The following is a 20,216-nucleotide window of genomic DNA, read 5'->3' on the forward strand; positions in this document are numbered from 1 at the left end:
AACCCAACGTCGCGGCCGTCAATACGACCCGCCGTGACGTGGCGCGTGCCGCCCTTCCACCATCCCGCGCAACGACTCCAACCCGCGGCTGATCCACGTTTTGACCGTGCCGATCGGTGCATTCAGCGTCTGGGCGATTTCCGACTGCGACTGCCCGCGAAAATAAGCGAGCGCAATGGCTTGCCGCTGCACGGGCGCAAGCCGGCCGAGATAATCGGTCAAGCGTTCGGCGTCGAGCGAAGCCTGCTGGGTCAATTCGGGGTCGCCGTCCGCGCCTGCAATGCGCTCGTCCAGTTCCTCGAGATACACACCCGAATACGGATTGCGCCGCAAATAATCGAGCGCCTGATTTTTGACGATGGTCGACATCCACGTTGAAGGCGACGCCTTCAACGGATCGTAGGAGCCCGCAAATCGCCAGATCTTGATAAAGCCGTCCTGCACGACTTCGTCCGCAGCTTCGCTCGCGCGCGTGACCCGCACGGCGAGCCCGAACAGCGACGGCGCCGACGCGCGGTAGAGCGAATCGAACGCGGCGGCGTCGCGCGTGGAGACGCGTTTGAGCAGCGCGGCGAGATACGCGCTGCGTTCGTCCAGCGCAGACATCGAGTTGCCACTGGCAGCGTTCGCGACGTTCGAAAAATTCGCGACATCCGCGACATCCGCTACCGAGGCGAAAGCGGCGACGTCGCCGTCCGTGTCGTCGTTGGCGACGATCGTGTCGTTTTCTTGCGTCTCGTCAATCGAAGCATCGTATGACATGGCGGGTCCCCTTCGACGCTGCGCGCGGTTAGTCCGACACGGTTTGCGGCGCGACCGGCGCCGCAAACCAGCCTTCTTCGCGCGCGATCCGCTCGAGCGCGGCCTCGACCATCGCGCAGGCACGATTGCTGACGTCGCCGAGATAACGGTGCAGCGCGGCGTCCTGCGCCGAACGCGAGACACAGGTGTCGCTGTAGCGCTCGAACGCCGATAGCTTCATGACCAATTCAGCGAGATGCCGCGGGCATTCGCAGGCGATCGTCGACGAGCGCCCAGCGATGGCTTCCAGTTCGATGTCGTCGTAGCGGCGACGCATGCGTGCCCAGACCGGGTCGTCGCCAGAACGCTCCTGAATGCGGACGCGTTCGCACAGGTCGCCGAGAATCTGCCGGAACTCCGTGCGGCTGTCCGGCTCCCGATACAGGCGCACGCCCGCCACCCGCAAACTCTCCGCGGCATGACCGGTACCAAAGCTGTAGACCACCGCGATGGCCTTGGCGCGCACCGCTTCACCGAGCGAGACGATCTGGGCCGCGACTTCCTCGTGCAGTGATTCGACGTTGACCATCAACGCCTCGATCGGCTCGCGCGATTCGCGCTGCAACGCGGCGCCGAGATCGGCGAAGGTCGCGAGGTCGCGCACGCCGTACAGACGCAGGTCGATTTCCGTAGCGTGCAGGCGCTGTTCCAACCGGGTTCCAACGAGCGCAAGGCGCAGATCGACCGGATCGCCGGGCACGCCATCCGGCAACGCACCGCGTGCGGCCAGAAACTGCAATTGCTCGCCGTCGAGCCGGGCAATCGCACCAATGGCGTGACCGCGGCCGACCAGCATTTTGATGAGCGTGAGCCGCCTGACGTCCTCTTCCGAGTAAAGACGCTGGCCCGACGCCGTCTTGACCGGGCCTACGACGCCGTAACGGCGCTCCCAGATCCGCAATGTCGTAACCGGCATTTTTGCCAGACGCGCGGCTTCGCCGCTTCTATAGCCCCGCTGAGCCGACCCCGACTCGTCCGATGAAGTCACCATGAAACTCTCCTTGCAGCCTGTTTCGTTTCAAGCATACCGGGATTTTGGGCGTGTTGAAACGACTTATCGATACGTAACACGCGTTTGAAACGGTTTTTATCGATACAAGGAGGTTATCGGCATCGGATCCGTGGAGCTTTACTGGAATTTGTAGAGGAAAAACTCCGGATTGCACTCGTCAGGAAGCGGCGTGACTCGCCAATGACGAGTCGCCGGCCGCGACGACAACGATTCGAGCCGGCAAAAGCCGTGTCATCCGTGCCAGAGGTTGCGCAGCAATGCGAGCAGCGCGGTGGGGGCCGTGCCTTTTTGACAATAGCCGTCGAAATTATGACGTGACCGCGCGGTCTCCCTGACGTGCTCCTCGTCGAGCGACGTGAAGGCAACGATGCCCAGACTTTGGGTTGGGAGATAGCTGCGCAGTGCGATTGCGGTTTCGTAACCGTCGCGCTCCGGCATCATGATGTCGAGTACGACGACGTCCGGCACCCAGTCTTTCACGCACTGCAGCGCTTGCGCGCAACCGTTGGCGGAGCGGGCTTCCACGCCTTCGTACGAGAGGTAGGTGGCGAGCGCGTCGGCGGCACCGGCGTTGTCGTCGACCACGAGCACGCGTGGCAGTTCGTGGAGGACCCGTACTTCGCGGGCGCTCCATCGCTGGCAAGTTGAGGGGGTGCGCGGCATAAGTCAGCTTGCGAGGAAATGCCCCGTCGTCAGCAAACTTCGTGCCGAAGGCCGTCGCCGGGCTCCCTTCCAATTGCGGGCGAGTCGCGTGAAAACCGCTCCCGTCCGCACTTTCGGCCATGACAACAACAAGTTACAAACCAGCCTTTGACGGCGATATGGCGCAGATGTTTATGATGGGCCCGTCGCGTCTTCTGAACGGTCTACTGAATAAATATGAGGAATGCTGGAAAAACCTTGATCGTCGGGATGCTGGTCGCCGAGTTGGGCTACGCCACCTACGTGCTGACCGATAAAGGCGATGAAGCCGCCGTGCCGCCGGCCGTGCGCGCCGACGAATCGCTCGATGCCGCGAACAGTCATGCCCCGCTGGTCCCGATGTCCGAACTGCACGTTCGCGATACGCCGACGCCGGCACCTTCGCCGGCTCAGGCGCAGATTCAGGCTCAGCCGCCAATCACACCGGCCGCGACGTTACCCACTCAAGTGGCTGCACTGCCGCGCACCGTGCCGGCCGACGACCTCATTTCGGTACCGGCACGATCGGCGGCCGGGCCGGTGATTCCCGAGGCGCCGTCCACGAATCAGCCGTCACGTGCCGCTGCTTCGTCCAAACCCGCGCCGTCGCAACCGCGTACCCGAAGCCAGCTCGCCGCCGTACAGAAATCCACCCCGAAGCCCACCGGATCGACCCACGCCAGCGTCGCCGAAGCCGCACAGGATACCGGCAGCCGGCGCCGTCCGAGATATAACCCGGTTGCCGCGGCCTCGACGGAAAAGCTGGTGAGGGAATCCGCGCGACCAGACCCGTCGCTGCCACAACCGTGGACCCGGGGTGAACCGCCGCCGCGCCGCGCCGCGAACGGCTCGAGCCGCAGCAAGTCCGACCGCGCCGTCGCCGCCGCCATGACCGCGCAACTCGTGCGCGATTCGGCCCAGGCGAACCGTTCGCCTGCCGCAACGGGTAAAGGTGGCGACAAGTAACGCCCGCTATTCGGCGCCTGCTTGCGCGATAGCGGACGCGACGATCATCGCGTCCGCGTTAGCCGGAATCTCGCCGCGCACTCTCGGCTTGTAGATGAAGTCGCCGCGCCGGATCAGCGTGCCGGTGAGCGCACAGTAGCCCATGCTGCGCGCCCGGCAACTGTGCCAGACCTGATCGATGTAGCAGCAACGCGTCGCGTCCTGCCAGATAACTGCGATCGTCGACACCGACAGACGTTCGACCACTTCCACCAGAACATGCGAAGACGGCGCACGCAATGCCGCCCGTCCGACCGGCCGCGCGGCAGGCGGCGGGTTCGCGGGTACACGGTAAGCGCACAGAAGCGCACTGATCACATGACCCCAGACTGGCCCGCCGGCGCGCTCCGTCACGCCGGCGGCGGTCGCCGGCGCAACGGAACCCTCCAGTGCGGGCGGCGCGCTACAGACATTCGACTGCATTTCGATATGCATTGCATTGCTCCGTAGCGACGACTCGCAATGGGAAAACGGTCCCATCCTTGATGCATCCAGAACGCGGCGGGTTTCGATCGGTGCGGTATCCCTGCCCATTTCCTTCGCGGCGTAGCCCGCGTGAAAACACAGCGGCCTCATTGACCCGGCGCGGCTTCGTAATTGACGGGAACCCATTCATAGCGATGACCGTCTTTCCGGATGTGTCCCAGGCCGGGAAACGCGATATGCGCGGCACCGACCAGATAGCCTTTGTCCACCGCCAATGCCAGCGCCATGCGACGCGAGCGTTTCGCCGACGCCGCGTCGCTGTCGTATTCGATCGAGACCTCCGGGTTCGGCAACTGGATCGACGCGACGTGGATAATGTCGCCCCACACCAGCAGGTCTTGCGATCCACCGTGCACCAGATAACCGGTGTGACCCGGCGTATGCCCCGGCAAGGCCAGCGCGCGAATGCCCGGCTCGAGTTCGACGTCGCCGCTGAACGGCTCGAAGCGTCCCGCGGCGACATATGGCGCCACCGAAGCGATCGCGGCATCGAAAAAAGAACTCAGAAACGCGGGCGCTTTCACCTTGTTCGCCGGGTTCAGCCAGTAGTCGGCATCGGTCTGGCTGACACGGACGATGGCGTTCGGAAACGCCATCGCGCCGTGCGCATCGATACCGCCCACGTGGTCCTTATGCAGATGCGTGAGCAGCACCTCGTCGACCTGTTCGGGCAGATAACCCGCGGCCCGCAGATTGGCGCGCAGCTTGCCGCAGCAGTCACCATACAGAACGCCCGCGCCCGAATCGATCAGGATCAGCTTCGAGCCCGTGTTGATCAGAAACGCGTTGATGGAACCCTGCACCGGTTGCTGCAAAAAATCGCGTGCCAGGTCTTTCGCAACTTCCGCTTTCGACGCGCCGTCAACGACCGTGCCGATCGGGAACGGATGCGTGCCGTCGAGCAACGCCGTCACTTCGACGCCGCCCAGCATGAGCCGATAAAAACCGGGCCCTTGCGTTTTCACCATCGGAGCGGCCGCAAAGGCAATCCCGCACCACGCCATCACCGTCACGCCAGCCAGCACCGTCAGCCAGCTCGCGACGCGCCTTGCCCCCACGCGTCCACCCTGCTTCATGATTCGATCCTCGAATTTGCCGCGTTATCGAACGGAAACCGTCAGTTCGCGGCTCAGATACGCATGAATCTGACTGACGACGGCCGCGCCATCGCCGACCGCCGCGGCCACCCGTTTGGCCGATTCAGAGCGCACGTCGCCCACTGCGAACAGACCCGGCACGCTGGTTTCCAGCAGATAATACGCGCCGGCTTCGGACCTGCGCGACTCGCTGCGCGCCGACCCCGTCATGACGAAGCCACGGTTATCGAATTCGACGCCGCTCGACACCAGCCAGTCTGTTTTCGGGTCCGCGCCAATGAAGAGAAACAGATGACGCGTCGGGACCGCCTCGTCGATGCCCTCCGCTTCGCGCCGGATATGCACTTCGGTGAGCCCGGCTTCATCGCCTTCGAGCCGGCGCAGCACACAATGCGTGCATAGCGTCACGTTCGGCAACGAGCCGATCCGGTCGATCAGATATCTCGACATGCTCGCGTTCAGATCGCCTGCGCGGATCAGCACACGAATGCTGCGGGCGAAATTCGCGAGGAATACGACCGCCTGACCGGCCGAATTGCCGCCGCCCATCAGCACGATGTCCTGTCCTTTGACGAGCTTCGCTTCGATGGTCGAGGCCCAGTAGTAGGTGCCGCGCCCCTCGAAGCGCTCGAATCCGGGCACGTCTGGTTTGCGATACGCGGCGCCGCTCGCGACCACCACGGTGCGTGCGCCGATTCGCTGCCCGTCCTGCAGCGTCAGCACGAAATTTCCCTCCTGCCGGCTCACGTCCAGCACCTTGCCGGGAATCGCCAGATGCGCGCCGAACTTGAGCGCCTGCTGGAACGCGCGCGCCGCGAGCGCCTGGCCCGAGATGCCGGTCGGGAAGCCCAGGTAGTTTTCAATGCGGGAACTGGCGCCGGCCTGTCCGCCAGGCGCGCGCTGATCGAACACGGCGACCGACAATCCCTCGGTGGCCGCATACACGGCGGCCGCGAGTCCCGCCGGCCCGGCGCCGACGATCGCGACATCGTAGACGTGCGTGGGCTCGAACGTCGGCACGAGGCCGAGGCACGACGCCAGTTGCGCTTCATCGGGTGCGCGCAGCAGGCCGCCGTTCGGGCAGAACACCAGCGGAAAATCGTCCGGACCCGTCGTCATGTCGCCGAGCAGCGTGATCGCTTCGGGATCGGTGCGGGCGTCGATCACCGTCGCCGGGTAGGCATTGCGGCGCAAAAATCCCTGCAGGCGGATGAGCCGCGCATCGTCGCCATTACCGACGATGATCGGCCCCAGTCCCTGCTCGATGAGTCCGAGTCGTCGCAGGATCAGCGCACGCATGATGTGCTCGCCCAGTTGCGCATCGGCGACGATTAACGCGCGCAAGCGCTCGGGCTCGATCACCAGCGTGTCGACGTCGGTCAGCGCAATGCCGTCGATCAGCGCCGGCTTGCCGGACAGTTGCGCCATCTCCGCCATGAAGTGACCCGCTTCATGCTCGGTGATGACGGTCGAGCGCCCGAAACTGTCGCGCGACGCGATTCTGACGCGGCCGTGCAGCAACACGAAAAGACCCAGCGCCACCTTGCCGGTTTCGAAAATCAGTTCGCCCGCGCGGAACGACCTGGGGGTCGCGAAGCGCCGCAGACTTTGAATCTCCCCCGCAGAAAGGCGCGGAAACATCTGATGCTGCCGGTATTCGAGCGACGAATACGGCATCTCGAGTTCCGGGTGGGGCAACGCATCGCCGGCAAAATCCGGGGTGTCCATAACTTGACCTCTTCTGAAACGTCGGCTGTCGGGTTGGTTCCGATTGCTACCGCTGGCTACCGCTTGCTAGCGCTTACTACCAGCCGAACTTGAGTTCGGCGCCGACATAGTCGGCATTGCGCGCGCCAAGATCGCGCAGCGACGGCCCGACCTGAAAGTGCACGGCTTCCAGTGCCGCAGCGAGATTCGCGGTGACCGCGTAGTCCGCGCGAATCTGCGTATAGAAGCCGGTCCATGCGGTGCCGTGTCCCGCAGTCCCCGGTACGACAGCCGAGCCCTGACCGTACACGGCATCCGCCGTGGTTTCGCGCCATTGCAATCCGACACCGGCAAGCAACGTGAGCTTGCTGCTCGGCTTCAGGATGAGGGTCGGCTTGACGTGCACCAGGTTCGTGTAGCCGGTGTAGCCCGCCAGCGCGAAGTAGTAGCCGTTCGGAAAGAGCGGATTGAACGTGCCGACGCGCCCGTCGCCCGGGTGACTGTCGCCCGAGGCAGCGTCTATCTGGATACCGACGCGCGGTGTCCACGGCACGCTGCTCAGCGTATAGCCCGCGAGAGAACCGACCGCCCACGCGCCGATCGTCTTGCTGCCGACATGCCCGGACTGATACATCGCTTCGACGTCCCAGTCGAGCGCCGCGAGCTTGCCCGCATAACGTGCGTCGAACACATCGCGATGCTCATCGCCGCTGGCGTCGACGAAATGCGCATTGCTGCGGTTATAGCGCGAGTAGTACGCCGACAGATCGCCGGGACCGACGTCCTTGTGCTCGACACGTACACCGCTGAACGTCAGGTCGCGATTCGACACGTCGTCGAAATCGGAGCCGTCGCGGTATTGCACCGGCTGCGAAGCGTAGGCGATCCAGCGCCACGGACCGGTTTCATAGTCGGCCCAGATCGCGTCGAACGCCTGGCGCACGTTCGGCCCGTCGCGCACCGAGACAAACCGTTGCAAGTCGAACGCCATCTCCTGGCGGCCCACGCGAAACTTCACGGTGCCGGGACCGAGCGGCTCCGTCACCGCGATAAACGCTTGCCGTAAATCCAGCGGATTTTTATCGACCGGCGACACCGCGTCCTTGCCGTACGGGTCCGCATCCTCGAACTGCGTGAAGATCTGCACATGAGGACCGAGACGCACGTCGGCGTGAACTTCGAGACGCTGCAGGATATACGTGTCGTCGTGGCCGGTGCCGAGTCCGAAGAGCGGCGCGTCGTTCATCTCCAGCCGTTCGCGCAGCACCATGCCGAGCGAGATATACGCATCGGGATTGCCGAACAGCGGCAGGTATTTCAGCGAATCGAACGGCTTGCGCGGCACGCACGGATTGGCGAGCGCCGACCAGTTCTCCTGCCAGCGGTTGAACATGACCGCGGGACGGGCGCAGGATGCCGCGCCGGCTGCAGTAGTCGCGGTGGTCGCCGCAGCGCTCGTCGTGGTCGTGTCGTCCGCACTGCCGAGCGCGGTATCCGCCGCGGAAGCGGGCAGCGCTGCCGCCAGTCCCGTGCCGAGCAGAACCGCACGCAGCGCACGCAGGGTGCACTCGCGCCGCGCATTGAGCATGACGCGCACGTCACTTGCCATCGTGCACTTCGGCGATATACCCGCCCGGGAATTCGAGCATCGCGGTCTTGCCGGTCGCGCCCTGATACGCTGGCACCAGCAACTTCGCACCGGCGGTTTGCGCGCGCTCGAGCGTGGCGCCCAGATCGTCGACGCCATAGCCCGTGGTCTCACGCCCGAACGGGAACGGCAGCATGCCGTCCGTGACGAACACGACCATCCGGCCGAAGCCCGACTCGATCCGGATCTCGCGGATGGTTTGCCCCGGACGCCCGATCACACCCGCATCCGCGTGCCGGTTGTCGGACACCACCTTGCCGTGCGAGAAATGCAGCCAGCGGCGCACGAAGTTATTCGCTTCGTAGCGCGATACATACACGCGGTTATCCGGCACGCTTTGCAGCGGCGCATAGTTCGGCGCTTTGGTGTGCCAGTAGAGTTGCATGGTCAGGCCGCCCGGCCATTGAATGATCGCGTCCTTGCCGATCGGATCCGGAAACGGATCGACCAGCACGTCGGCGCCTGCCGCGCGCGCCGCCTTCACGCCGTCGTCGATATCCGTGACGAGATAGCCGGTTCGCTCGTTGCCGAACGGATAAGGAATCGGCGTTTCGAAACCGAACACCGAGAGCATGCCGACCGGCGTCTGCACGTATTGCGACGCCGTTTTGCTCGGCGTCGGCGTCACGGTGAACACCGCGCGCGGCGACGCCTTGCCGCCGAAGGTCGCAAGAAAGCTGGTGACGAACGCGTCGAGGTCGGCCGACGCGACATACACGTGCGTAGTGTCGTATTGAGCGCCCACCGACACGTCGCGATGTTTAACCAGCGCGGCCGGCGGCGTCGCGTCTTCCTGCGGACCGTTATCGGCGAAAACGGGAGCGACCGGCGCGAGCGTGCCCAGCAGCGCGGCGCAAACCAGCGCAATGGATCGGTATCGATTGAAGAGCGTATTGCGGGACTTGAACATGGGATTACCCGATTCAGTTGAGAGGTTGAGTGGATCTCTGTTGCCATGCCATCCACAGCAGCACGGCAACCGGCAAGACAATCGCGGGAAATGAAAACCGGGTATAGGCAAGCGCGCCGCCGATCGCGCCGAGCGCGAAGCCGAGCATCGCCGCGAGCGTCGATTTGAGGCGGCTGCTTACCTGCCGGGCGTGGTCGCCCTGCGTGCCACGATGCAGCAGTTCGACCACGTCGAGCACGATCTGCGTGACATTGCCGGTCATGACCGTGTTCGGCAGCCCGGGGCTTTGCAGCAACTTGCCGCGCGCGTTCTGCACGCCCATTGCCGTCGTGCCGAGCACGCCGCACAGGAGCACCATCGGCGCGCTCGCATCCGTGACCGGCAGCGCGAGCGCGCCCGTCACGAGGAACGACACGAGCAGCGCGGCCTGCAACAGATACAACGCGCTCGACGCATCGGCCGGATGGCGGCGCTCGAGAAACTTGAAGAACACACTGGACAGCACGATGCCGACGATAAACGACGGAAACGCCAGCAGCTTGAGCAGCACGCCCTGACCCACGCCGGCGACTTCGGCGCCGATCAGCACGAAGTTGCCCGTGACGTGCGCGGTAAAAAGGCCGAACAACGCGACGAAACCCACCGTGTCGACGTAACCGGCAATCAACGCGAGAAGCGTGTCTTCGTAGCGCTTCATGTTGCGTCCGCCGTCGCGGCGCCGAGGTACACGGCGCGCATCAATTGCCCTCCTTCGCCGCATCTGCCTTGCGCACCGGCGGATTCGCAGGCGGATTCGCAGACGGCTGCACCGCCGGCACCGTGGTCTGCGCAGAAAGCTGCGCCTTGACCACCGGAATCGCGTGCTCGCCGAGCACCATGCCGAGCAGACCGGCTAGCGCGATGAGCGGCGGCGCCGGCGATTGCACTTTCAGCAGCCAGTAAAGCAGGCCGACGCCGAATCCGACGCCCAGTGAAACGATGTAGCCCATGCCGTTCTTCCTTCCTCTAACCTTCGTCAGTTCGCCCAGTTGGAGCCGAGCACCAGCCCGCAGAAATTCAGCCGGCGATAATCCGGATCCCACCGGTCCAGTACATCGGCGTTCACGCTGCCGAACGTCGTCTCGGGCCGCTGCGCCATACCGAGCGCGTACGCTTCGAGCAACTTCTCCTTGAAGCCCGATTCGCGCGGATACGTCCGCACGATCTCGTCTCTCTGCTGCGCCGTGAATTCGTCGTAACGCGCGCCACGCACGTCCATCTGCACGCCCGCGCCAATCAGCCCGACGAGCGCCGACAGATGTTCCGGAACCCCAGGCGTCGTATGCAGCGCGATGCCGAGCCACACCGCTTCGATCTCGTGCTCCGCAATCGCATGCTGAGCGAGAAAATCGCGCGCGGCGTTCGCGCCGTCCACCTCGAACCGATACGGCGACGTGCGATAGCGCGCGTTCAGTCCGACGTTATGAAACAACGCGCCGACATACAGCAACTCGATGTCGAAGATCAGGTTCTCGCGGTAACCGGTCAACGCGCCGAACAGATAACAGCGCAACGCGTGATGCAGCATCCATTCGGATTCGATCTTGCCGATCAGCCCGGTTGCCGCGCGGATCATCGCGCTGTCGGGAATCTCGACTCCTGCCACAGTTCTGCTCATGCGACTTCTCCGTGTCCATCGCCGGTTTCCCTATCGCGGATGCCGGTTCGCTTCATAGCGCGAGCTCGTGCAACCGCCGCACGCCGTCGCGAATCCATTGCAGCAGCCCGCCGGGCGACCCGTTCACATCGACGGGCGCCGCCAGCAGCAGCTCCTCGGTCGCGTGATGTTCGGACAGCAGGCGGCACATCTCCTTCGCCACCTCCGGGCGGCGCGCGAGAACCGGCGTCAGCGCGCTCCGGTCGAGACGAAACACGGTGGCGCGGGTCAGCGCGCGCACGACGACCGCAGTCCGCACGCCGGCCAGAATGCCCGACTGCCCGATCGAATCGCCCGGCGCGAGCCGGCGCAATTCGATCTCGGCGCCGGCCTTCGGCACGCTGACCTTCGCGACGCCCTGCGCGAGAATGTGCAACTCATGGCCGCTCTCGTCGTCGGCCCTGTACACGATGTCGTCCGCATCGAATTCGTGGCGCGTCAGTTGCGTCGCCAGCCCGGCGATTTCATCGTGCTCGAGCGTGCGGAAAATCAGCACGTCGCGCAACAGGCGCTCTTTCTCGTCCGTATGCATGTCGCTCACCGGCTCGGGCACCGACAACGGCTGCAGCACCACACCGCGCGACAGCAGATGCCGGTGCGCGAGATCGAACAGTTCGTTGCGCACACCCGTTTTACGGTCCAGTTCGCCGACGTAGCAGACAATCTCGTACTCCATCGCGTCGTTGGTCGCGCGGCGCACGCTCACAATCGGCTTCGGCTCGGTCAGCACTTTGGCGCAACTGGCTGCCGCATCTGTCAACGCCTGCAGCACCGTCGCCGGCCGGATCGACGGTTTGACCGGGAGCACCACGCTGATGCCGTGCGTATGCGACGGTTCGTTCGCATTGACGATATTGGTCCGCGCCGCCACGCTGTTCGGAATCACCACGATGTTGCCTTGCGCGTTGAGCAGACTGGTCGCGCGCCAGTTGCTTTCCACCACTTTTCCTTCGACCTCGCCGATCGTCACCCAGTCGCCGATCGTAAAAGGCTGGGTGGCATTCAGCACCACACCCGAGAACACGTCGTTGAGCGTGCTCTGGATTGCGAGGCCGAGCACGATCGCGAGTGCGCCCGAGGTCGCGAGCAAACCCCGCACGGGCAATTCCAGCACACAGGCAATCGCGCCGACTCCGGCCGCGAGAAACAGCAAGGCGCCGAGCACGTCCTGAAACAGACGCTCCTTGTGCCACGTTTGAGGCAGCACCGTGCGATCCAGCACGATGGTCAGAAGCCGCGCGCCTTGCAGCCACCACACCACCTCCAGCAATTGCGCGAGCAGATGCCGGAGCGGTTCGCCGGGCCACGGCGCCGCGCGCAACGGATTCATGCCGTGATCGAACAGCACGTACGTCGACAGCGCGAACATCAGCGTGCGCAACGCGAGCCGCGACTGGTCCGTCTTGCGGCCCATGAAGCGCCACGCAAGAAAGTCGAGGACCAGAATGCCTAGCCCATACAACACGCCATCGGTCAGGGTCGGCATGAAAGGTCCTTGCTTGCCGTGCGGCATCCGGCCATCGACGGCCGGCGTTCAGGGGTTCAAAGCCGGGGGTCGTGCTCAGAACGCGAAACAGCTACAACCCAGTGCCCCCCAGAAACCATTCGAATCGCTGACCGGCACGTTCTTGCGCCACGCCCAGCCATGCGCGTGCGCATGCACCCCGCACAGATTCACGCAGCCGTCCACGCAGGCCACCGCGGTCGGCTTGTAACGGCTATAGCCGCCGAATTCGGCAACGGGCGACCACGACGGACTCACCGGCAGATCGGGTGGCGCGAGCGTCGAGAACTCATCGTCCGCGTAGACCACCTTGCCGCCCACGACCGTCATGTTCGACGTGAGGAATTTGATGCGGCTTTCGTCGATCGAGAAGTAGTCTTCGCTGAGCACCGCGAAGTCCGCGAACTGGCCCGGCACGAGCGCGCCCTTCTTCTCCTCTTCGTTCGAAAACCAGGCGCTGCCCACCGTGTAGCGGCGCAAGGCTTCCATCCGGTCGAGCCGGTTCTCGCTCGCGTACATGGACGTCCCGCCCACCGTTTTGCCCGACACCATCCAGTAGAGCGACACGAACGGATTGAAACTGGCGACCCGCGTCGCGTCGGTGCCCGCGCCAACCGGTACGCCCGCATCGAGCATGTGACGGATCGGCGGCGTGCGTTTGACAGCTTCCTCGCCGTACCGGGCAATGAAGTATTCCCCCTGAAACGCCATGCGATGCTGGATCGCAATGCCGCCGCCGAGCGCGCGAACCCGTTCGATATTCTTCTGCGTGATGGTCTCGCAGTGATCGAAAAACCAGCGCAGTCCGTTGAACGGAATCTCGGCGTTCACCCGTTCGAACACGTTCAGGAAGCGTTCGATCGATTCGTTATAAGTGGCGTGCAGACGGAACGGCCAGCGGTTCGCGACCAGCAGCCCGACGACCGCTTCCAGTTCGGCTTCGAGCGAATCCGGCAAATCCGGGCGCGGTTCGAGAAAGTCCTCGAAGTCGGCAGCCGAAAACACCAGCATCTCGCCAGCGCCGTTCACGCGCAGAAAATCGTCGCCTTCGCCGGGCTTCGTCATCTTCACCCACTTGGCGAAGTCTTCGATTTCCGCTTTGGCGTTCTGCGTGAACAGGTTGTACGCAATTCGCACGGTCAGCTCGCCCTGCTTCGCCAGCTCCATGATGACCGCGTAGTCGTCGGGATAAGCCTGATAGCCGCCGCCCGCGTCGATGGCGCTGGTGACGCCCAGCCGATTCAGCTCGCGCATGAAATGACGCGTGGAATTGCGTTGATCCTCGAGCGCGAGCTTCGGGCCTTTGGCCAGCGTCGCGTACAGCAGTCCGGCATTGGGCCGCGCGATCAGCATCCCGGTCGGATTGCCGCGTTTGTCGCGCTGAATTTCGCCGCCCGGCGGGTTGGGGGTGTCCTTGCTATAGCCGACCGCGCGCAACGCGGCGGCATTCAGCAATGCGCTGTCGTACAGGTGCAGGATGAACACCGGCGTATCGGGAGCGATCGCGTTGATTTCGTCGAGCGTCGGTGCACGCCGTTCGGCGAACTGGAATTCGTTCCAGCCGCCTACCACGCGCACCCATTGCGGCGCGGGGGTCCGCGCCACCTGTTTGCGCAGCATGTCGAGCGCGTCGGCGAGCGACGGCACGCCGTCCCAACGCAGTTCCATATTGAAGTTCAGCCCGCCGCGAATGATGTGCAGGTGCGAGTCGTTCAAGCCCGGAATCACCGTGCGGCCTTTCAGGTCGATGTGCCGCGTGGCGTCGGTGGCGTGACGCAGCACGGCATCGCGCGAGCCGGCCGCGACGATACGGCCGTTGGCAACGGCAACCGCGTCGGCGAACGAGCGCTTGTCGTCCTGCGTGGCGATCTTGCCGTTGAAGAAGACGACCTCGGCCGGTGTCGGTTCGGAAGTACTGGCGTTCATGACGATCCTCATAAGGCGCGCGCCCGGGTCGCGCGCTGTCGATCGGGCGGCGCGAGTGCCGCCCGCTTTTTTAGCCCGTCTTTCGGCCCGTCTTTCAGCCTGCTTCGCTCGCGTGCTCGCCGAGAATCGACTTCGCGTAACGCACGCCGATGCCGTACGCGCTATGCGCCTTCAGGATGTCCATGCAGCCTTCGTACGTTTCGCTGCGCGCCCAGTCGCGTTGCAGTTCGAACATGTACTGGAACGAGGACATGGGCACCGCGCCGGCCTGGATGATCCGCTGCACAGCGCGCTCGTGCGCTTCCGTGCTGACGTCGCCGCATGCGTCGGTCGGCACGTAGATTTCGTAGCCTTCGTTGATCATCTGGATGGTCGGGAACGACACGCACACTTCCGTCCACAGTCCGGCGAGCACGATCTTCTTGCGGCCGGTGGCTTCGATCGCCTTGCGGAAATTCACGTCCTCCCACGAGTTCATCGTCGTGCGGTCGATCGGCGTGTACTCGGGAAACACGGACTGCACTTCCGGCACCATATCGCCGCTGAACGATCTGGCCGCGACGGTCGTGAGAATAGTCGGGACCTTGAAGAGCTTCGAGGCTTTCGCGATGGCCTGTACGTTGTGCAGGATGCTGGTCCGTTCATGCGACATCGTGCCGAAAAACATTTGCGGCTGATAATCGATCAGCGCAACGGCACATGAATCGGGGGTCAACAGTTCTTTAGCCATTTGAGGCTCCATAGGGAATTAAACGATGCAGTCTGGAATAAGAGACCTGCGTGAACTCGCCGACGGCGAGACAACCGGGCACCGTGTCGGGACAGGCGTGAGGCGGCGTCGAAGCAGTTGCATCTTATTCAGAATCTATTTTGCTGGGGGCTTAAAGCTTCTTAATCATCATTAAAGCCGGCAGGCGTCGACAAAGCCGCTTTAATCGACTCGCGCTTTAAGAAGTTTTAATGATTATGAAGTTTCATATCGCCGCCAGTTCCGTAGGATCGATGGGCCGCGCGATCGACGGGTTCTGGCGCGAAGGCATGCCCGGCTCGATTCGCGGTCGGTACGCGTGTATCCAGTCGTTCCCGGAAGTCGGGAATCAGAGCCGGATCCGATAGCGTCCCGCGCCGCCGAGCAAGATCGTCCCGAAGATGATCAGCAGCATCCACGCAAACTGCGCGTCGAAGAGCGTCCACTCCGGGTGAACAAAGACGAGTGCAATGGCCGTCACCGCGATGATCGGCAGCGCTGCCAGCCGGGTCGCGATGCCCGCCATCATCAGCACCGGACACACGACCTCGGCGAAGATCGCAAAGCCGATGGTCAGTCCTTTGCCGATATGAAACGGATCTTCTATCGCGCCGGCCTCGCGCGCGTAGTGCAGCACCTTGGGCAAGCCGTGCACGAGCAGTACGAGCACGCTGCCCGCAACCCGAAGAAAGAGCAACGCGATATCCGCGCCGCACTTCTCGAACATCGCGCCGGGATTCTCGCCGGAACGTTGCGCGATGGTCCGCGAATTCATCATTTCATTAGCTCCCTGTGATTCGCTCAAGCTAAGTCAGTCGCGAGCAAAAGTCCTGAATCGCCACTTAAAACACCTGAAAACACGAACCGCAGAGCGGCATTGCGCGATGCGTGAATTCCAGTATGCTGGCGTACCGCATCACATCCGGCTGCACGTTATGAATCTTTCCTTCGAAGTTCTCCAGGTCCTCGACGCCATCGATCGCACCGGCACGTTCACGAGCGCGGCCGAAACGCTCCACAAGGTGCCGTCGTCGTTGTCGTATCTGGTGCAGAAACTGGAAAGCGATCTGGACGTCAAGCTGTTCGACCGCAGCGGGCGGCGCGCGGTACTCACTCATGCCGGGCGCGTGGTGGTCGAGGAAGGCCGGCGGCTGCTCGAAGCCGCCGAAGACCTGGAGTGCAAGGCGAAACGCATCCAGCACGGCTGGGAGTCCGAGTTGCGCGTTGCCGTAGACGAGATCATCCCGTTCGATCTGTTATGGGATCACGTCGACGCGTTCTACAAGCTCAAGCTGGACACACGGCTGCATCTGTCGAAAGAAGTGCTGGGCGGATCGTGGGACGCGTTATTGACGCGCCGCGCCGATCTCGTCGTCGGTGCCGCGGGCGAGCCGCCGGCCATTCCGAATCTCGTCGCGAAGCCGATCGGCACGTTGCGCCATGTGTTCGTGGTGGCGCCGCATCATCCGCTTGCGTCGATGCCGGGACCGCTGACCCAGGACGTCGTCTCGCAGCATCGCGCGGTGGCCATCTGCGATACGTCGCGTAAGCTCGCGCCGCGCACGATTGCGATCGGCGTGAACCAGGAAGTCATGACCGTGCCGACGCTCGAGGCCAAACTCGCCGCCCAGATCAAAGGGCTCGCCGCCGGCACGATTCCCGAATGTCTCGCCGTCGAGCCGTTGAGCCGCGGCGAACTGGTGCAGAAAGAAGTGATCGGCATGCGCGACGTCACCCAGTTCTATCTGGCCTGGCGCGGCGACGAAACAGGTAAGGCCCTGCGCTGGTGGGTGGACGCGTTGAATCGTCCGGATCTGATCGACGACGTCGCGCAACAGCGGATGGTGACCGGCTAACCGGCCATCGGGTCACGCGCTTCCTGTTCGGGCCACGCCGCGACAATGCCGCTTTCTTCACTTGCAGCGCCCGATCCGCCTGCCTGCTTCGCCACCCGCAAGCACGTTACGGCCGCGAGATAGTCGTCGCAATCGCGGCCTTCGGTGATCTCCGCGCAGGCGGACTCGAGCAGCCGCACGGCCTCAGCGCTTTCGCCCCGCGCGTGCCAAAGGCTTGCAAGGCTGGTCGCCGCGCGCAGTTGAAACGAGCGGCACTCCTGCTCGTACGAGTCCTGCAGCGCTGCCCGTAGACAGGCTTGCGCATCGAGCGAGGCTTTCTCCGACGCCGCAGCGTCCCGCCCGCTCGACTCGCGCGCTTTCATCGCGAGCAGGTCGCCGTGAATGCGCTTCAACTCCACGGCATACCAGCCGTCGCCGGTTTCATCGCATTGCTGCAGTGCGGCCGTGAGCGTCGCGATGCCTTCGTCGTAGCGCCCCGCCCGGCCCAGCAAAAGACCATAGCGACCGACGAGCATGGCGCGCGGCGCGCCGAATTCGAGCGCCTCCAGTTCGTCCAGCGCCGCGCGGAACACGCGCGGCCGCAGCGGCCGCTCCTCGTCCAGCGTGTGCAGATATTCCTCGAAACAGCGGCAGCAGGCTTGCGCCACGCTCAGCCCGCCACGCGCGGACACCTCGCGCAGCAACGCGATTGCCTCTGCCGCCCCTTCGCGCTTGCCCGCCAGCAGCATCAGCGGCACCAGCGCTTCGACCAGCACATAACAGGTGACGATGGCCTGTTGCTGCTCACACGCGTCGTTCACGCTGTCCTCGGCGAGCGCCAGCGCCTGGTCGCGCCAACCTTGCAGCCACAGCACGCGCGCGAGCGTCGCCTGCCCGACGACACGCTGATCGACCGATTGCCCGAGCGGCAAGCCATGCTTCAGTTCGTCGGCATGTTGCAGCAGCCGTTCGAGGGAGGCGCGCGCCTGCCGCTGGTCGCCGCTGTAATGCGAGGCGATGCCGATCAACCGGTAGCCCAGAATCGTCCCGCTCGTGTCGCCGGTTTCCACGGCGAGCGAGGCGAAGCGCCGTGCGAACGCCAGCGCGTTGCGGGCCGCGCCCGCCGACTGGCTCGCGTTCCACATGCCCCATAGCGCGCGGGCTTCGAACGCGGGGTCGTCCGCTGCGATCGCCGCCGCCAGCACCTCCGACCAGATGCCGAACGTCTCGCGATTCGGTCCGTGGACATAGACGAGCCCGGCGGCCAGCGCCGACTGCAACTGCATGCGAACGAGCAGATGGCGGCTCGAACCGGAGCTTCGATGTGTGACGGCGACGACGTCGAGCGCACGGCGCGCCCAGATGCAGCATTCGTCGACCAGCGACAGTTCATAGAGCAGGAACACGACATTGACCGCGAGCGATTCGCCGAGCGCCTCGTCGCCCTTTGGCGATAGAGCCCAGCCGAGCGCCGAGCGCAGATCGTCGAGCAAGGCAAGCATCCGGCGATGCCAGCCGTCGGCCTGCGTCGCCGATGCTTCCCCGCGTCGCGGCTTATCGCCCTCCAGCACGCTCAGGTAATAACGCGCGTGATGCAACGTGATGAAACGCCGCTCGCCGTTGTCATCGAGTTTTTGCAGCGCATAGGCGCGAGTCGTTTCCAGCAGGCGATAGCTTGCGCGGCCACGTTCCGTGCGCGTCACCAGCAACGATTTTTCGACCAGTCCGGACACCGCCGTGATGACGTCGAGCTCGCTCAGCGTGCTGTCGCCGGCGACCGCAATCGCCGCCTCCATCGTGAAGCCGTTCACGAAAATGCCGAGCCGGCGCAAGCTCGTGCGCTCGGCGTCGTCGAGCAGCGCATGACTCCAGTCGAGCGTCGCCTTCAAGGTCTGGTGCCTCGGCAAGGCCGTGCGATTGCCGCCGGTCAACACGTTGAAGCGGTCGTCCAGATGCGCGACCAGCGTTTCGATGCCGAGTATCGCCGCGCGCGCCGCCGCGAGTTCGATGGCCAGCGGAATGCCGTCGAGCCGCCGGCAAACCGTGCCGGTCAGCCGCACGGTGGTTTCGTCGGACGGAAACCGCGCGTCGATCGCGCGGGCGCGCGACAGGAACAGTTCGACCGCACTGCATTGCAGCACATGGAGGTTCTCGTCGTCCTGGCCCGGCACCTGCAGCGAGGGGACCCAGTAGAGGTTTTCGGTCACCACGCGCAGCGGTTCGCGGCTGGTCGCGAGCACACGCACTGCCGGGCCCAGCGCGAGCAGCGTCTCGGCGAGTTCGGCTACGGGTTCGAGCACATGCTCGCAGTTATCGAGTACGAACAGCACGCGGCGTTCGCTCAACGACTTGCTCACCCGCGAGAAAGTCAGCGGCCCGATGGCCTGACTGACGCCGATGCTCGCCGCGAACGCGGCGAGCACACTGTTCGCGTCGGAGGTGGACGCCAGCGCCACCAGATAGACACCGTCCGGAAAGCTCGCCATCAAACTACGCGCCACCTCGATGGCGAGCCGGGTCTTGCCGATGCCGCCCGAGCCGACCAGCGTGACGTGACGCCCGTTCGCGAGCGTAGTCGAGAGATCGCGAATCGCCTCGTCGCGGCCAATCAATGTGGAAAGCTGCGCAGGCAGATTGTTGGGGATACCGCGCGATGGCGTGAACTCGCCGGAGGGATCGTCGGCGAATGCCAGGTCTGGGTCCGCGACGCTTTGAGTGGTGTTTCTGCCTGTACGGCTACTCGTGCCCGGGTTCGCGATCCTGCCTTGCATGAGCCGGTAGCCACGGCCGGGCACCGTCTGGATAAGCCCGCGACTGTCGCCGAGAATCTTGCGCAGCGCGGACATGTGTACCTGCAGATTGTTCTCTTCGACGATCGAGTTCGGCCACACCTGACGCAGCAGATCGTCTTTCGACACGAGACCGCCTCGCGCCGCGGCCAGCACGACGAGCAGATCGAACGCGCGGCTACCCAGACGTACCGGTGCCCCGTCGAGCAGAATCTCGCGACGGTCGACGTCCACCTGGAGCGGGCCAATACGGATCATGCGGGGTTCCAGGAAACAGCGGTGATTCAAAGAAAAACTCACGGGGGAGCTTGAAGCAGCGCAATCGGCGGCGCAACGGACACACCGCTTTGCGTCCCGGGAAGTCTAGAGCA

At 64.2% G+C, this 20,216-nt stretch carries 18 protein-coding genes; 2 read left to right on the top strand and 16 right to left on the bottom strand.

The window, feature by feature from the left end:
- Positions 1 to 18: 18 nt before the first annotated feature.
- The 3 genes from FQ746_RS13365 to FQ746_RS13375 all read right to left on the bottom strand — a co-directional run bounded on the left by FQ746_RS13365 (position 19) and on the right by FQ746_RS13375 (position 2,476).
- Positions 19 to 762, bottom strand: a complete 744-nt coding sequence (locus FQ746_RS13365; RefSeq protein WP_260854016.1) for an RNA polymerase sigma factor — start codon at positions 760 to 762, stop codon at positions 19 to 21.
- Positions 763 to 790: 28 nt separating this feature from the next.
- Complete coding sequence (locus tag FQ746_RS13370) at positions 791 to 1,792, bottom strand: MerR family transcriptional regulator (protein WP_144109864.1); 1,002 nt, start codon at positions 1,790 to 1,792, stop codon at positions 791 to 793.
- Positions 1,793 to 2,044: 252 nt separating this feature from the next.
- On the bottom strand, positions 2,045 to 2,476 hold the full coding sequence (locus FQ746_RS13375) for a response regulator (protein WP_144109865.1): 432 nt from the start codon (positions 2,474 to 2,476) through the stop codon (positions 2,045 to 2,047).
- A 237-nt stretch (positions 2,477 to 2,713) separates the two neighbouring features.
- On the opposite strand from FQ746_RS13375, the gene FQ746_RS13380 reads away from it, so the two are divergent.
- A complete protein-coding gene (locus FQ746_RS13380) occupies positions 2,714 to 3,460 on the top strand; it encodes a hypothetical protein (RefSeq protein ID WP_186310730.1) in 747 nt (248 codons plus the stop codon).
- Between the two features lie 6 nt (positions 3,461 to 3,466).
- Here the strand turns inward: FQ746_RS13380 and FQ746_RS13385 are convergent, their stop codons facing one another.
- The 12 genes from FQ746_RS13385 to FQ746_RS13440 form a co-directional block, all read right to left on the bottom strand.
- Positions 3,467 to 3,934, bottom strand: coding sequence for a DUF3331 domain-containing protein (locus FQ746_RS13385; RefSeq protein ID WP_144109867.1), 468 nt, complete (start codon positions 3,932 to 3,934; stop codon positions 3,467 to 3,469).
- A 137-nt stretch (positions 3,935 to 4,071) separates the two neighbouring features.
- Positions 4,072 to 4,989: an MBL fold metallo-hydrolase gene (locus FQ746_RS13390; protein WP_260854023.1), complete on the bottom strand. Its 918-nt coding sequence runs from the start codon at positions 4,987 to 4,989 to the stop codon at positions 4,072 to 4,074.
- A 96-nt stretch (positions 4,990 to 5,085) separates the two neighbouring features.
- Complete coding sequence (locus FQ746_RS13395; protein ID WP_144109869.1) at positions 5,086 to 6,810, bottom strand: FAD-dependent oxidoreductase; 1,725 nt, start codon at positions 6,808 to 6,810, stop codon at positions 5,086 to 5,088.
- A gap of 76 nt (positions 6,811 to 6,886) precedes the next feature.
- Entirely contained in the window at positions 6,887 to 8,398 is a 1,512-nt protein-coding gene (locus FQ746_RS13400) for an alginate export family protein (protein ID WP_260854017.1), read from the bottom strand.
- On the bottom strand, positions 8,388 to 9,347 hold the full coding sequence (locus FQ746_RS13405) for a glyoxalase (RefSeq protein WP_144109870.1): 960 nt from the start codon (positions 9,345 to 9,347) through the stop codon (positions 8,388 to 8,390). The genes FQ746_RS13400 and FQ746_RS13405 overlap by 11 nt, the downstream gene beginning before the upstream one ends.
- 13 nt (positions 9,348 to 9,360) lie before the next feature.
- The gene (locus FQ746_RS13410) at positions 9,361 to 10,044 is read right to left on the bottom strand and encodes a YoaK family protein (RefSeq protein WP_144109871.1); all 684 of its coding nucleotides are present in this window, start codon (positions 10,042 to 10,044) and stop codon (positions 9,361 to 9,363) included.
- Between the two features lie 40 nt (positions 10,045 to 10,084).
- Complete coding sequence (locus FQ746_RS13415) at positions 10,085 to 10,336, bottom strand: DUF1427 family protein (RefSeq protein ID WP_144109872.1); 252 nt, start codon at positions 10,334 to 10,336, stop codon at positions 10,085 to 10,087.
- 26 nt (positions 10,337 to 10,362) lie between these two features.
- Positions 10,363 to 11,004 carry a phosphohydrolase gene (locus tag FQ746_RS13420; RefSeq protein ID WP_144109873.1) on the bottom strand — a complete coding sequence of 214 codons (642 nt, stop codon included), beginning with the start codon at positions 11,002 to 11,004 and terminating at the stop codon, positions 10,363 to 10,365.
- Positions 11,005 to 11,056: 52 nt separating this feature from the next.
- Positions 11,057 to 12,529, bottom strand: a complete 1,473-nt coding sequence (locus tag FQ746_RS13425; RefSeq protein ID WP_144109874.1) for a mechanosensitive ion channel family protein — start codon at positions 12,527 to 12,529, stop codon at positions 11,057 to 11,059.
- A 75-nt stretch (positions 12,530 to 12,604) separates the two neighbouring features.
- Complete coding sequence (locus FQ746_RS13430) at positions 12,605 to 14,473, bottom strand: amidohydrolase (protein WP_144109875.1); 1,869 nt, start codon at positions 14,471 to 14,473, stop codon at positions 12,605 to 12,607.
- Between the two features lie 94 nt (positions 14,474 to 14,567).
- Positions 14,568 to 15,203, bottom strand: a complete 636-nt coding sequence (locus FQ746_RS13435) for a hydrolase (protein ID WP_144109876.1) — start codon at positions 15,201 to 15,203, stop codon at positions 14,568 to 14,570.
- A 367-nt stretch (positions 15,204 to 15,570) separates the two neighbouring features.
- Complete coding sequence (locus tag FQ746_RS13440; RefSeq protein WP_144109963.1) at positions 15,571 to 15,948, bottom strand: DoxX family protein; 378 nt, start codon at positions 15,946 to 15,948, stop codon at positions 15,571 to 15,573.
- Positions 15,949 to 16,156: 208 nt separating this feature from the next.
- Here FQ746_RS13440 and FQ746_RS13445 point away from each other — a divergent pair, with 208 nt between their 5' ends.
- A complete protein-coding gene (locus FQ746_RS13445; RefSeq protein ID WP_144109877.1) occupies positions 16,157 to 17,077 on the top strand; it encodes a LysR family transcriptional regulator in 921 nt (306 codons plus the stop codon).
- Here FQ746_RS13445 and FQ746_RS13450 read toward each other — a convergent pair.
- Complete coding sequence (locus FQ746_RS13450) at positions 17,074 to 20,103, bottom strand: ATP-binding protein (protein WP_144109878.1); 3,030 nt, start codon at positions 20,101 to 20,103, stop codon at positions 17,074 to 17,076. The genes FQ746_RS13445 and FQ746_RS13450 overlap by 4 nt on opposite strands.
- Positions 20,104 to 20,216 lie beyond the last annotated feature (113 nt).

Origin of the sequence: Paraburkholderia sp. BCC1886, assembly GCF_900996245.1 — a bacterium.
GTDB lineage: Bacteria > Pseudomonadota > Gammaproteobacteria > Burkholderiales > Burkholderiaceae > Paraburkholderia.

Bases quoted from the DNA above. Each gene is read 5' to 3' on its own strand.
- FQ746_RS13365 (WP_260854016.1), bottom strand. From the start codon at position 762: ATGTCATACGATGCTTCGATTGACGAGACGCAAGAAAACGACACGATC.
- FQ746_RS13370 (WP_144109864.1), bottom strand. From the start codon at position 1,792: ATGGTGACTTCATCGGACGAGTCGGGGTCGGCTCAGCGGGGCTATAGA.
- FQ746_RS13375 (WP_144109865.1), bottom strand. From the start codon at position 2,476: ATGCCGCGCACCCCCTCAACTTGCCAGCGATGGAGCGCCCGCGAAGTA.
- FQ746_RS13385 (WP_144109867.1), bottom strand. From the start codon at position 3,934: ATGCATATCGAAATGCAGTCGAATGTCTGTAGCGCGCCGCCCGCACTG.
- FQ746_RS13390 (WP_260854023.1), bottom strand. From the start codon at position 4,989: ATGGCGTGGTGCGGGATTGCCTTTGCGGCCGCTCCGATGGTGAAAACG.
- FQ746_RS13395 (WP_144109869.1), bottom strand. From the start codon at position 6,810: ATGGACACCCCGGATTTTGCCGGCGATGCGTTGCCCCACCCGGAACTC.
- FQ746_RS13400 (WP_260854017.1), bottom strand. From the start codon at position 8,398: ATGGCAAGTGACGTGCGCGTCATGCTCAATGCGCGGCGCGAGTGCACC.
- FQ746_RS13405 (WP_144109870.1), bottom strand. From the start codon at position 9,347: ATGTTCAAGTCCCGCAATACGCTCTTCAATCGATACCGATCCATTGCG.
- FQ746_RS13410 (WP_144109871.1), bottom strand. From the start codon at position 10,044: ATGAAGCGCTACGAAGACACGCTTCTCGCGTTGATTGCCGGTTACGTC.
- FQ746_RS13415 (WP_144109872.1), bottom strand. From the start codon at position 10,336: ATGGGCTACATCGTTTCACTGGGCGTCGGATTCGGCGTCGGCCTGCTT.
- FQ746_RS13420 (WP_144109873.1), bottom strand. From the start codon at position 11,004: ATGAGCAGAACTGTGGCAGGAGTCGAGATTCCCGACAGCGCGATGATC.
- FQ746_RS13425 (WP_144109874.1), bottom strand. From the start codon at position 12,529: ATGCCGACCCTGACCGATGGCGTGTTGTATGGGCTAGGCATTCTGGTC.
- FQ746_RS13430 (WP_144109875.1), bottom strand. From the start codon at position 14,473: ATGAACGCCAGTACTTCCGAACCGACACCGGCCGAGGTCGTCTTCTTC.
- FQ746_RS13435 (WP_144109876.1), bottom strand. From the start codon at position 15,203: ATGGCTAAAGAACTGTTGACCCCCGATTCATGTGCCGTTGCGCTGATC.
- FQ746_RS13440 (WP_144109963.1), bottom strand. From the start codon at position 15,948: ATGTTCGAGAAGTGCGGCGCGGATATCGCGTTGCTCTTTCTTCGGGTT.
- FQ746_RS13445 (WP_144109877.1), top strand. From the start codon at position 16,157: ATGAATCTTTCCTTCGAAGTTCTCCAGGTCCTCGACGCCATCGATCGC.
- FQ746_RS13450 (WP_144109878.1), bottom strand. From the start codon at position 20,103: ATGATCCGTATTGGCCCGCTCCAGGTGGACGTCGACCGTCGCGAGATT.